Consider the following 12,119-nt stretch of genomic DNA (forward strand, 5'->3'; position numbering starts at 1 on the left):
CGGGGGGTGCGGTGTGAGGTCTCAGCGACCCTCGACCGGGACGAAGTCGCGCAGGACCTCGCCGGTGCTGTGCTGACCCGGAGGACAACCCCCGGACCCCCGGCCGAGGATCAGCGGGCCTCTACGGGGACGAAGTCACGCAGGACCTCGCCGGTGTAGATCTGGCGCGGGCGGCCGATGCGCGATCCCGGCTCCTTGATCATCTCGTGCCACTGGGCGATCCAGCCCGGCAGCCGGCCGAGGGCGAACAGGACCGTGAACATCTCGGTCGGGAAGCCCATGGCCCGGTAGATGAGGCCCGTGTAGAAGTCGACGTTCGGGTAGAGGTTGCGCGAGACGAAGTACTCGTCGGAGAGCGCGTGCTCCTCCAGCTTGAGCGCGATGTCGAGCAGCTCGTCGGACTTGCCGAGGGCCGAGAGGACATCGTGCGCCGCGGCCTTGATGATCTTGGCGCGCGGGTCGAAGGACTTGTACACCCGGTGGCCGAAGCCCATCAGGCGGACGCCGTCCTCCTTGTTCTTCACCTTGCGGATGAAGGTGTCGACATCGCCGCCGTTGGCCTGGATGCCCTCGAGCATCTCCAGGACCGACTGGTTGGCGCCGCCGTGCAGCGGGCCCCACAGCGCGGAGATACCGGCGGAGATCGAGGCGAACATGTTCGCCTGCGAGGAGCCGACCAGACGCACGGTGGACGTCGAACAGTTCTGCTCGTGGTCCGCGTGCAGAATGAGCAGCTTTTCGAGCGCGGCGACGACGACCGGGTCGAGGTCGTACTCCTGCGCCGGCACGGAGAACGTCATACGCAGGAAGTTCTCGACGTAACCGAGGTCGTTGCGCGGGTAGACGAACGGGTGGCCGATCGACTTCTTGTACGCGTACGCCGCGATGGTCGGCAGCTTGGCGAGCAGCCGGATCGTCGACAGGTGGCGCTGCTGCTCGTCGAACGGGTTGTGGCTGTCCTGGTAGAACGTCGACAGGGCGCTGACCACGGAGGACAGCATCGCCATCGGGTGGGCGTCACGCGGGAAGCCGTCGAAGAACCGCTTGACGTCCTCGTGGAGCAGCGTGTGCCCGGTGATCTCGTTCTTGAAAGTGGAGAGCTCGTCGACGGTCGGAAGCTCGCCGTTGATCAGCAGGTAGGCCACCTCGGTGAAGGTGGAACGCTCGGCCAGCTGCTCGATCGGGTAGCCGCGGTACCGGAGGATGCCCTGCTCACCGTCGAGATAGGTGATCGCGGATTTATAGGCGGCGGTGTTGCCGTATCCGCTGTCGAGGGTCACCAGACCTGTCTGGGCCCGGAGCTTCCCGATGTCGAAGCCCTTGTCGCCGACGGTGCTGTCGATCACCGGGTAGGTGTACTCGCCATCGCCGTACCGCAGTACTACAGAGTTGTCGCTCACGTCATCCCTCACCGACGTAGTGCCTCTTCTTCGAGGTGCCCTGACTGTCTCTACCATCCCCCACTTGGCCCAGCAGAGTGCACTCGGGGTCGACCATTGGGCCTATTCGCGGCACTGAGTGCCGCCAACCTGCTCATCCTGCCCCCTTCGCCCCGCTTCCGGAAACCCCGTGTGACGTTTCCGACTTATTTGATCGATCGAAAGTTACCAAACCGAAGGATGTGCCCCCGGAGAGCCGGAAACGGAGCGCTGTGCAACGCCTTCCCGCGGAGACCGTGCGCACCGCCTGGCCGAGCGCTTTGCGTGAACCGACGAGCACCACCAGCTTCTTGGCCCGAGTGACCGCCGTATAGAGGAGGTTCCTCTGCAGCATCATCCAGGCGCCGGTCGTGACCGGGATCACGACGCACGGGTACTCACTTCCCTGGGAGCGATGGATCGTCACCGCATACGCGTGAGCCAGCTCGTCCAGCTCATCGAATTCGTATACGACTTCCTCGTCCTCGTCGGTGAGTACGGTCAGCCGCTGCTCGTCCGCGTCGAGGGAGGTGACGACGCCGACGGTGCCGTTGAAGACGCCGTTCACCCCCTTCTCGTAGTTGTTCCTGATCTGGGTGACTTTGTCGCCCACGCGGAAGACCCGGCCGCCGAAGCGCTTCTCGGGGAGGTCGGGGCGGGCGGGCGTGACGGCTTGCTGGAGCAGGCCGTTGAGGGTGCCGGCACCGGCCGGCCCGCGGTGCATCGGGGCGAGGACCTGGACGTCGCGCCGCGGGTCGAGGCCGAACTTGGCGGGGATGCGGCGGGCGGCGACATCGACGGTGAGCCGGCCCGCCTCCTCCGTGTCCTCCTCCGCGAACAGGAAGAAGTCCTTGAGGCCCTGGGTGAGCGGGTGCTGACCCGCGTTGATGCGGTGCGCGTTCGTGACGACGCCGGACTCCTGGGCCTGGCGGAAGATGCGGGTGAGGCGGACCGCGGGGACCGGGCTGCCGTCACCGAGCAGGTCGCGCAGCACTTCGCCCGCGCCGACGCTCGGCAACTGGTCGACGTCGCCCACGAAGAGCAGATGGGCGCCCGGCGGCACGGCCTTGACCAGCTTGTTGGCCAGCAGGAGATCCAGCATTGACGCCTCGTCGACCACGACTAGGTCGGCGTCGAGCGGCCGGTCCCTGTCGTACGCCGCGTCACCGCCGGGCTTGAGTTCGAGCAGGCGGTGGACCGTGGACGCCTCCGCGCCCGTCAGCTCGGCCAGGCGCTTGGCGGCGCGGCCCGTGGGGGCGGCGAGGACGACCTTCGCCCGCTTGGCGCGGGCCAGTTCGACGATCGAGCGGACCGTGAACGACTTGCCGCAGCCGGGCCCCCCGGTGAGGACGGCGACCTTCTGCGTCAGGGCGAGCTTCACCGCCTCCTCCTGCTCGGGCGCGAGCTCGGCCCCCGTACGCCCCGCGAGCCAGGTCAGGGCCTTGTCCCACGCGACGTCCCGGAACGCCGGCATCCGGTCCTCGTCGGTGCGCAGGAGGCGCAACAGCTGGGCGGACAGGGAGAGTTCGGCGCGGTGGAAGGGGACGAGATAGACCGCGGTCACCAGCTCCTCCCCGCCTTCCGGGCCCGGCACCCGCTCCCGTACGACGCCCTCCTCCTCGCCCGCCAGCTCGCCCAGGCAGTCGATGACCAGGCCCGTGTCGACCTGGAGGAGCTTGACCGCGTCGGAGATCAGCTGCTCCTCCGGCAGGAAGCAGTGCCCCTGGTCGGTGGACTGCGAAAGGGCGTACTGCAGGCCCGCCTTGACGCGCTCCGGGCTGTCGTGCGGGATGCCGACGGACTGCGCGATGCGGTCGGCGGTGAGGAAGCCGATGCCCCAGACGTCAGAGGCGAGCCGGTAGGGCTGGTTCTTGACGACGGAGATCGACGCGTCGCCGTACTTCTTGTAGATGCGCACCGCGATCGACGTGGACACCTCCACGCTCTGGAGGAAGACCATCACTTCCTTGATGGCCTTCTGCTCCTCCCAGGCGTCGGCGATCTTCTTCGTGCGCTTGGGGCCGAGGCCCGGCACCTCGATCAGGCGCTTCGGCTCCTGCTCGATGATGTCGAGGGTGTCCAGGCCGAAGTGACGGGTGATCCGGTCGGCGAAGACCGGGCCGATGCCCTTGACCAGGCCGGAGCCGAGATAGCGGCGGATGCCCTGGATGGTGGCGGGCAGGACCGTCGTGTAGTTCTCCACGGTGAACTGCTTGCCGTACTGCGGGTGGGAGCCCCAGCGGCCCTCCATGCGCAGCGACTCGCCGGCCTGCGCGCCGAGCAGCGCGCCGACGACGGTGAGCAGATCGCCGCCACCGCGTCCGGTGTCCACGCGGGCGACCGTGTACCCGCTCTCCTCGTTGGCGTAGGTGATCCGCTCGAGGACCCCCTCGATCACCGCCATCCCTGGGTTCGGCATGAGGCGACCGTACCGGTGGGGTCGGACACCCGGGGAGCGGTGCCCTGATGACGGACTACAGGCCGCCCATGGGTTCGATGTCCACCTTGACGGGCGTGCCCCAGACCCGCACCACCTCGTAGTCCGTGAAGGCGTGGACCAGGCGGTACGCCGAGGCCGCGCGGGGCTCCCTGCGCTGGGCCGCGAGATAGTGCTCGGCCTCCCTGCGGTCGTGCCGCGGGGTGCCGCACAGCTGCCACACCTGGCCGTTCCACTTCTCGGGGAGCCAGCGCTGCTGGGGCTGCGGGCGGTCCTCCCGGATGCCGTACCGCGACATCGACGGGGCGTCCGCGGCCTCGCCCTGCCGGGGTCTGGCGGGGTACGCGCCGTTGATCTCGGAGCGGCGGGCGACTCGGCGGCGGGTCTCGCAGAGGAGGCACAGGTCCTGCGCGTTCTCGTCGACGGGGCCCGTCGGGTGCTCCGGGCAGCGGGTGGTGGGCGCGTCGCCCGTGACGGAGTCCTCGACGAGGTCCAGCGCGCGCTTCACGTCCGCGCGCATCTCGTGCAGCTTGCTGTCGGGCGTGTCGGTGCTGAGGCCCTCGCCGTGCTCGCCGAGGAGGCGCAGGGCCCGGCCGAGCGCGGTGAGCTGTGCGTGGTTCACGGGCGTGTGCCCCTTCCGTGCGGGTTGCGTGGCTGACTCCGCCAGCGTCTCACGCACCACTGACAGGGCCGTCCGGCGCCGGCCGCGAGCGCGGCGTACATCACGATCCGGTCTCGATAAGCGGAACGAGGGTTGCCAACAGCTCGTGTAATCGATTCCAATCCTCCGTGTAATCGATTCCATGAGGTGTCGGACCAGGTTTCGGATCCGTTCCGGACCAAGCAGCCACAAGGAGGTGGTCCTGCGATGGCGAGCATCAAGGACGTCGCCGCGGCGGCGGGTGTCTCCGTCGCCACGGTCTCGCGGGTGCTGAACAGCCACCCGTCCGTGAGCCCGGACGCCCGAGCACGCGTGCTCGGGGCCGTCGAGTCGCTCGGCTACCGCCCGAACGCCGTGGCGCGCTCCCTGCGCACCGCCCAGACCCGCACGCTCGGCCTGGTCATCAGTGACGTACTCAACCCGTACTTCACCGAGCTGGCCCGCTCCGTGGAGGAGGAGGCCCGCGCGCTGGGCTACAGCGTCATCATCGGGAACGCGGACGAACAGCCCGACATCCAGGACCACCACGTACGCACGCTCGTCGACCGGCGCATCGACGGCCTCCTCGTCTCCCCCACCGACGGCGGCTCGCCGCTGATGCTGGAGGCCGCCCGGGCCGGTACGCCGATGGTCTTCGTCGACCGCTGGATCCCGGGCGTGGACGTGCCCGTGGTCCGGTCCGACGGGCGCGCCGCCGTGCGCGACCTCGTGGCCCATCTGCACGCCCTCGGCCACCGCCGCCTCGCCATCATCGCGGGGCCCGCCGCCACCACGACGGGCAGCGAGCGCGTCGAGGCGTTCCGCGAGGCACTCGCGGCGTTCGGGATCGCACTGCCGGACGCCTACATCGGGCAGGGCGACTTCCAGGCGGACAGCGGCCGGCGCGCGACGGAGCGCTTCCTCGCCCTGTCCGAGGCGCCCGAGGCCGTGTTCGCCGCCGACAACCTGATGGCGCTCGGCGCGCTCGACGCGATCAGGGCCGCCGGGCTGCGCGTGCCGCACGACATCGGGCTCGCGGCCTTCGACGACATCCCCTGGTTCGTGCACACCGACCCGCCGGTGACGGCGATCGCCCAGCCGACCAAGGACCTCGGCCGGGCCGCCGTACGGGCCCTGATCGACCGCATCGAGGGCAGGCCCCCGCGGTCGGTGACGCTGCCGGCGCGTCTGGTCGTCCGCCGGTCCTGCGGCGAGGCAGGGGCCTTTGAGGCCCAGGCCCCGGCCTCCACGGCTCCCGCAGACACCCCCACCGCCACGACCTCAACGAGGAGGAACCCGTGAGCAACCCGGAAGAGCGGCCCGGCCAGGAGCCGGCCGAGCCGGCCGACGAGCTGCTGCGCATCGAGGGGATACGCAAGACGTTCCCCGGCGTCGTCGCGCTCGACAGCGTCGACTTCGATCTGCGCCGCGGCGAGGTGCACGTCCTGCTCGGCGAGAACGGCGCGGGCAAGAGCACCCTCATCAAGATGCTCTCCGGCGCCTACCGGCCCGACGCGGGCCGGATCGTCGTCGACGGCCAGGAGGCCCGTATCCACGGGGCGCAGGACGCCGAGCGTCTCGGGATCGCCACCATCTACCAGGAGTTCAACCTCGTCCCCGATCTGACGGTCGCCGAGAACATCTTCCTGGGCCGCCAGCCGCGCCGCCTCGGGATGATCGACCGCAAGAAGATGGAGGCCGACGCCGAGGAGCTGCTGCGGCGCGTCGGGCTGACGGTGTCGCCCCGCGCCCGGGTGCGCGAACTGGGCATCGCCCGGCTCCAGATGGTCGAGATCGCGAAGGCTCTGAGCCTGGACGCCCGCGTCCTGATCATGGACGAGCCGACGGCCGTGCTCACCTCCGAGGAGGTGGACAAGCTCTTCGGGATCGTGCGCGCGCTGCGCGAGGACGGCGTCGGCGTCGTCTTCATCACCCACCACCTGGAGGAGATCGCCGCGCTCGGCGACCGCGTCACGGTCATCCGCGACGGCAGGAGCGTCGGCCAGGTCCCCGCGTCCACCCCCGAGGCCGAGCTCGTACGGCTCATGGTGGGCCGCAGCATCGAGCAGCAGTACCCGCGCGAGCGGCCCCGGCTCGACGCCGCCGACGCCCCGTTGCTGCGGGTCGAGGGACTGACCCGCGACGGGGTCTTCCACGACGTGCACTTCGAGGTGCGGGCCGGCGAGGTCGTCGGCATCGCGGGCCTCGTGGGCGCGGGCCGTACCGAGGTCGTCCGTGCCGTGTTCGGCGCCGACCCGTACGACAAGGGCACGGTCGAGGTCGCGGGCGCGCGGCTGCCGCGGCACGACGTGAACGCGGCGATGGCCGCCGGGGTCGGGCTCGTGCCCGAGGACCGCAAGGGGCAGGGCCTCCTCCTGGACGCCTCCGTCGAGGAGAACCTGGGCCTCGTCACCCTGCGTTCGGCGACCCGCGCGGGCCTCGTGGACCGCAAGTCGCAGCGTGTCGCGGCCGCCCGCATGGCCGAGCAGCTCGGCGTGCGCATGGCCGGGCTCGGCCAGCACGTACGCACCCTGTCCGGCGGCAACCAGCAGAAGGTCGTCATCGGCAAGTGGCTGCTCGCCGACATCAAGGTGCTCATCCTCGACGAGCCGACGCGCGGCATCGACGTCGGCGCGAAGGTCGAGATCTACCAGCTCGTCAACGAACTCACCGCGGCCGGTCACGCCGTCCTGATGATCTCCAGCGATCTGCCGGAGGTCCTCGGGATGAGTGACCGGGTCCTCGTCATGGCGCAGGGCCGGATCGCGGGCGAACTCGCGGCCGGCGAGGCGACCCAGGACTCCGTGATGGCGCTCGCCGTCAGCACCGCGGCATCCCCGGCGACCCCGGCGTCCCCGGCAACCACCCCCGAACACAATGAAGTGGAGGGCTCCCGTGGCCACTGACACGCTCAAGAGCAGCAGGGCCGGCGCGGGTGGCCTGCGCCGCGTGCTGCTCGACAACGGCGCGCTGAGCGCCCTGGTCGTCCTGGTCATAGCGATGTCGCTGCTGTCCGGCGACTTCCTGACCACGCAGAACCTGCTCAATGTCGGCGTGCAGGCCGCCGTGACCGCGATCCTCGCGTTCGGCGTCACCTTCGTCATCGTCTCGGCGGGCATCGACCTGTCGGTCGGCTCCGTGGCGGCGCTGTCGGCGACGGTCCTCGCGTGGGCCGCGACCAGTGAGGGCGTCCCGGTGTGGATCGCCGTGATCCTCGCCGTCGTCACCGGTGTCGCCTGCGGATTCGTCAACGGCGCGCTGGTCTCGTACGGCAAGCTCCCGCCGTTCATCGCGACGCTCGCGATGCTGTCGGTGGGGCGTGGTCTGTCGCTCGTCATCTCGCAGGGCAGCCCGATCCCGTTCCCGTCGTCCGTCTCGCGGGTCGGGGACACGCTGGGCGGCTGGCTGCCGGTGCCGGTGCTCGTGATGATCGTCATGGGGCTGATCACGGCGCTGATCCTGGGCCGTACGTTCATCGGCCGGTCCATGTTCGCGATCGGCGGCAACGAGGAAGCGGCGCGCCTGTCGGGTCTGCGCGTCAAGCGGCAGAAGGTCGTCATCTACGCCCTGTCGGGCCTGTTCGCCGCGGTCGCGGGCATCGTCCTCGCCTCGCGTCTGACCTCCGCGCAGCCGCAGGCCGCGCAGGGTTACGAGCTGGACGCCATCGCCGCGGTCGTCATCGGCGGCGCCTCGCTGTCCGGCGGCGTCGGCAAGGCGTCGGGCACGTTCATCGGTGCGCTGATCCTCGCCGTGCTCAGGAACGGCCTCAACCTCCTTTCCGTGTCCGCGTTCTGGCAGCAGGTCGTCATCGGTGTCGTCATCGCGCTCGCCGTACTCCTCGACACCGTGCGCCGCAAGGCGGGCGCGACCCCGACAGCCGCCGGCGCCGGGTCCGGGCCGGGCGGCTCCAAGGGCAGACAGGCCGCCCAGTACGTGATCGCGGCCGTCGTCGCGGCGGCGGTCATCGGCGGCATCTCCCTCTGGAACAACGGCTCTTCAGGTACGTCGACCAAGCTCGGCCTGTCCGTCTCGACGCTGAACAACCCCTTCTTCGTACAGATGAAGGCGGGCGCGCAGGCCGAGGCGAAGAAGGAGGGCGTCAAGCTCACGGTCACCGATGCCCAGAACGACGCGTCCCAGCAGGCCAACCAGCTCCAGAACTTCACCAGTGAGGGCATGAGCTCGGTCATCGTGAACCCCGTCGACTCCGACGCCGTCGGTCCCGCCGTGCGCGGCGCCAACAAGGCCGGCATCCCCGTCGTCGCCGCCGACCGCGGCGTCAACAAGGCGAAGACGGCCACGCTTGTCGCCTCCGACAACGTCGCGGGCGGCCGCCAGGCGGCGAAGACCCTCGCCGACAAGCTCGGCGGCAGCGGGAAGATCGCGATCCTCCAGGGCACGGCCGGCACCTCCGCCAGCCGGGAGCGCGGCCAGGGCTTCGCCGAGGGCATCAAGGCGTACCCCGGCATCAAGGTCGTCGCCAAGCAGCCCGCGGACTTCGACCGCACCAAGGGCCTCGACGTCATGACGAACATGCTCCAGGCCAACGCGGGCGTCGACGGCGTCTTCGCCGAGAACGACGAGATGGCCCTCGGCGCGATCAAGGCGCTCGGCTCCAAGGCCGGCAAGTCCGTCGCCGTCGTCGGCTTCGACGGCACGCCGGACGGTCTCAAGGCCGTCGAGGCGGGCACGCTGTACGCGTCCGTCGCGCAGCAGCCGAAGGAGCTCGGCCGGATCGCCGTGCAGAACGCGGTCAGGGCGGCGAAGGACAAGGAGGTCGCACAGATGGTCAAGGTGCCGGTGAAGGTCGTCACCTCGAAGAACGTCGCGAGCTTCAAGTGACCGTCGCCAGTTCCACGTCGCCCGTCGAGAGCACGGAGAAACGGAGAAAGTGACAGCGATGCACGACTACGACCTGTTGGTGGTGGGGTCGGCCAACGCCGACCTGGTGACCGTCGTCGAGCGCCGCCCGGGCGCCGGGGAGACCGTCCTCGGCTCGGACCTCGCCGTCCACCCGGGCGGCAAGGGCGCCAACCAGGCCGTCGCCGCCGCGCGCCTCGGGGCCCGTACGGCGCTGCTCGCACGGGTCGGCGACGACGGGCACGGGCGGCTGCTTCTCGACTCGATGGAGTCGGCGGGTGTCGACCCGGTCGGTGTCCTCGTCGGCGGTGCGCCCACCGGGGTCGCCCTGATCACGGTGGACCCGTCCGGGGACAACAGCATCGTGGTGTCACCGGGTGCCAACGCCCGGCTCACCCCGCAGGACGTCAAGGCCGCGGGCAGTCTCTTCCAGGCGTCGCGGGTCGTCTCGGCGCAGCTGGAGATCCCGCTCGACACGGTCGCGGAGGTCGTACGGGCCCTGGCGCCGGGCAGCCGGTTCGTCCTCAACCCGTCCCCGCCCGCTCCCCTGCCCGCCGAGGTCCTCGCGGCCTGCGACCCGCTTATCGTCAACGAGCACGAGGCGCGGGTCGTGCTCGGAGGGGACGCCACCGGCGGGCCCGAGGACTGGGCGTCGGCGCTGCTCGCCCTCGGACCGCGCTCCGTCGTGATCACGCTGGGCGCCGAGGGCGCGCTGGTGGCCGACGGCACGGGGACGCGCCGCGTGCCGTCCGTCCAGGTGACGGCCGTGGACACGACCGGTGCGGGGGACGCCTTCACGGCGGCCCTGGCATGGCGGCTCGGCGCGGGCGAGAGCCTCGCGGACGCGGCGGCCTTCGCGGCCCGCGTCGGCGCGGCGGCGGTCACGAAGGAGGGCGCGCAGGCGTCGTACCCGACGACTGCCGAGGTCAGGGCGCTGTGAGGAAGGCCGGAATACTCAACCGCCACCTGGCCGGCGCGCTCGCCGAGCTGGGCCATGGCGACGGCGTGCTCGTGTGCGACGCGGGCATGCCGATCCCGGCGGGGCCGCGGGTCGTGGACCTGGCGTTCCGGGCCGGTGTCCCGTCGTTCGCCGAGGTCCTCGACGGGCTCCTGGACGAGCTGGTCGTGGAGGGCGGGACGGCCGCCGAGGAGATCCACGAGGCCAACCCGAAGGCGTCCCGCCTACTGACGGAACGCCTCCCGTCACTGGCCCACGTCCCCCACGAGACCCTGAAACACCTCTCACGCAACGCCCACCTGATAGTCCGCACAGGCGAGGCCACCCCTTACGCGAACGTACTGCTGAGGTGCGGGGTCTTTTTCTGAACAGCGGCCCGACATGAGTGGTACCGTTTATTGCACCACTCACCGGAACGGGGTACGGCATGTCGATAACCGCCAGCGAAGCCCGCAAGCACCTCTTCCCGTTGATCGAGAAGGTCAACGAAGATCACGCACCGGTGCACATCACCTCCCGCAAGGGCAATGCGGTACTCCTCTCCGAGGAGGACTTCGCCTCGTGGCAGGAGACGATCTACCTGATGCGCTCCCCGGCCAACGCCCGGCGCCTGCTGGACTCCATCCAGGAGGCCGAAGCGGGGAACGTCTCGTACCGCGAACTCGTCGACGTGGGGGATGACGAGTGAAGGTGGCCTTCACCTCACGGGGGTGGGACGACTACACGTACTGGGCGGAGAACGACCGCCGTATGACCCGGCGCATCAACAAGCTCGTCGCGGACATACTCCGTGATCCGTTCGACGGCGTTGGAAAGCCCGAGCCACTGCGGGGCGACCTCAGCGGCTACTGGTCACGCCGCATCGACGACGAACACCGCCTGGTCTACAAGGCCACCGACGGTGAACTCCTGGTCGTGCAGGCGCGTTACCACTACACGTGACCCGTAAGAGGGGCCCGGTCGCTCGACCGGGCCCCTCTTACGACGCCGTCAGCAGGCGTGGGCCGCGAAGCGTTCCGCTGTCTCCGCGAGGACTTCCCTGCCGTCCCTTGCCCATAGGGCGTCGTTGAACAGCTCCACCTCGACGGGCCCCGTGTATCCGGCGGCCTCGACAAGGCCGCGCCACGCGCGCATGTCGATCGCGCCGTCGCCGATCTGGCCCCGCCCGTTGAGGACACCCTCGGGCAACGGCGTGGTCCAGTCGGCCAGTTGGAACGCGTGCAGCCGCCCGCCCGCCCCCGCGCGCGCGATCTGCGCGGGCGCTCGGTCGTCCCACCAGATGTGGTACGTGTCCACGCAGACGCCGACCTGCTCGGCGGGGAAGCGCTCGGCCAGGTCGAGCGCCTGCGCCAGCGTCGACACGACGCAGCGGTCGGAGGCGTACATCGGGTGCAGCGGCTCGATCGCGAGCCGGACGCCCCGCTCGACGGCGTACGGGCCGAGCTCCGCGAGCGCGTCGGCGATCCGCTCCCGCGCGCCGTGCAGGTCCTTGCTGCCTTCGGGGAGGCCGCCGGAGACCAGGACGAGGGTGTCCGTGCCGAGGGCCGCCGCCTCGTCGACGGCCGCGCGGTTGTCCTCGATGGCCCGCACCCGCGCGTCCGGTTCGATCGCGGTGAGGAAGCCGCCCCGGCACAGCGTGGTGACGGCGAGCCCCGCGCGCCGTACGAGCTTCGCCGCGGCCTCGACCCCGTACGTCTGCACGGGCTCGCGCCACAGGCCGACACCCGGGACGTCCAACTCGACGCAGGCCGCCACGAGTTCTTCGAGGCCGAGCTGCTTGACGGTCATCTGGTTGAGGGAGAAGCG

General features: G+C 70.4%; 11 protein-coding genes. 7 read left to right on the forward strand and 4 right to left on the reverse strand.

Going from position 1 to position 12,119, the window contains the following annotated elements:
• Positions 1 to 110 precede the first annotated feature (110 nt).
• The 3 genes from ACY0PA_RS16805 to ACY0PA_RS16815 form a co-directional block, all read right to left on the reverse strand.
• Positions 111 to 1,400 (reverse strand): citrate synthase, encoded by a 1,290-nt coding sequence (locus ACY0PA_RS16805; protein ID WP_473085380.1) that lies wholly within the window; start codon positions 1,398 to 1,400, stop codon positions 111 to 113.
• 133 nt (positions 1,401 to 1,533) lie between these two features.
• Positions 1,534 to 3,837, reverse strand: coding sequence for an SF1B family DNA helicase RecD2 (recD2, locus tag ACY0PA_RS16810; protein WP_473085381.1), 2,304 nt, complete (start codon positions 3,835 to 3,837; stop codon positions 1,534 to 1,536).
• Positions 3,838 to 3,892: 55 nt separating this feature from the next.
• A complete protein-coding gene (locus ACY0PA_RS16815; RefSeq protein ID WP_406106576.1) occupies positions 3,893 to 4,477 on the reverse strand; it encodes a hypothetical protein in 585 nt (194 codons plus the stop codon).
• A 246-nt stretch (positions 4,478 to 4,723) separates the two neighbouring features.
• Here ACY0PA_RS16815 and ACY0PA_RS16820 point away from each other — a divergent pair, with 246 nt between their 5' ends.
• From ACY0PA_RS16820 to ACY0PA_RS16850, 7 genes are read left to right on the forward strand one after another with little or no spacing between them, the layout of a single operon-like run.
• Positions 4,724 to 5,797, forward strand: a complete 1,074-nt coding sequence (locus ACY0PA_RS16820) for a LacI family DNA-binding transcriptional regulator (RefSeq protein ID WP_473085382.1) — start codon at positions 4,724 to 4,726, stop codon at positions 5,795 to 5,797.
• Positions 5,794 to 7,401, forward strand: coding sequence for a sugar ABC transporter ATP-binding protein (locus ACY0PA_RS16825; RefSeq protein ID WP_473085383.1), 1,608 nt, complete (start codon positions 5,794 to 5,796; stop codon positions 7,399 to 7,401). Before ACY0PA_RS16820 ends, ACY0PA_RS16825 begins: the two co-directional genes overlap by 4 nt.
• Positions 7,391 to 9,337 carry an ABC transporter permease/substrate-binding protein gene (locus ACY0PA_RS16830; protein WP_473085384.1) on the forward strand — a complete coding sequence of 649 codons (1,947 nt, stop codon included), beginning with the start codon at positions 7,391 to 7,393 and terminating at the stop codon, positions 9,335 to 9,337. The genes ACY0PA_RS16825 and ACY0PA_RS16830 overlap by 11 nt, the downstream gene beginning before the upstream one ends.
• A gap of 58 nt (positions 9,338 to 9,395) precedes the next feature.
• Positions 9,396 to 10,295 carry a ribokinase gene (locus tag ACY0PA_RS16835; RefSeq protein ID WP_473086339.1) on the forward strand — a complete coding sequence of 300 codons (900 nt, stop codon included), beginning with the start codon at positions 9,396 to 9,398 and terminating at the stop codon, positions 10,293 to 10,295.
• Positions 10,292 to 10,681: a D-ribose pyranase gene (rbsD, locus tag ACY0PA_RS16840; protein WP_473085385.1), complete on the forward strand. Its 390-nt coding sequence runs from the start codon at positions 10,292 to 10,294 to the stop codon at positions 10,679 to 10,681. Before ACY0PA_RS16835 ends, rbsD begins: the two co-directional genes overlap by 4 nt.
• 59 nt (positions 10,682 to 10,740) lie before the next feature.
• Positions 10,741 to 11,001, forward strand: a complete 261-nt coding sequence (locus ACY0PA_RS16845; RefSeq protein WP_473085386.1) for a type II toxin-antitoxin system Phd/YefM family antitoxin — start codon at positions 10,741 to 10,743, stop codon at positions 10,999 to 11,001.
• The gene (locus tag ACY0PA_RS16850; protein ID WP_473085387.1) at positions 10,998 to 11,255 is read left to right on the forward strand and encodes a Txe/YoeB family addiction module toxin; all 258 of its coding nucleotides are present in this window, start codon (positions 10,998 to 11,000) and stop codon (positions 11,253 to 11,255) included. Before ACY0PA_RS16845 ends, ACY0PA_RS16850 begins: the two co-directional genes overlap by 4 nt.
• 48 nt (positions 11,256 to 11,303) lie before the next feature.
• Here ACY0PA_RS16850 and ACY0PA_RS16855 read toward each other — a convergent pair whose 3' ends face one another.
• Positions 11,304 to 12,101 carry a sugar phosphate isomerase/epimerase family protein gene (locus tag ACY0PA_RS16855; RefSeq protein WP_473086340.1) on the reverse strand — a complete coding sequence of 266 codons (798 nt, stop codon included), beginning with the start codon at positions 12,099 to 12,101 and terminating at the stop codon, positions 11,304 to 11,306.
• Positions 12,102 to 12,119: the final 18 nt, after the last annotated feature.

This window comes from Streptomyces sp. DS1-CR2 (assembly GCF_055760475.1).

Excerpts from the sequence above, each read along its gene's own strand:
- ACY0PA_RS16845 (WP_473085386.1), top strand. The coding sequence starts at position 10,741 with ATGTCGATAACCGCCAGCGAAGCCCGCAAGCACCTCTTCCCGTTGATC.
- recD2 (WP_473085381.1), bottom strand. The coding sequence starts at position 3,837 with ATGCCGAACCCAGGGATGGCGGTGATCGAGGGGGTCCTCGAGCGGATC.
- ACY0PA_RS16835 (WP_473086339.1), top strand. The coding sequence starts at position 9,396 with ATGCACGACTACGACCTGTTGGTGGTGGGGTCGGCCAACGCCGACCTG.
- ACY0PA_RS16820 (WP_473085382.1), top strand. The coding sequence starts at position 4,724 with ATGGCGAGCATCAAGGACGTCGCCGCGGCGGCGGGTGTCTCCGTCGCC.
- ACY0PA_RS16855 (WP_473086340.1), bottom strand. The coding sequence starts at position 12,101 with ATGACCGTCAAGCAGCTCGGCCTCGAAGAACTCGTGGCGGCCTGCGTC.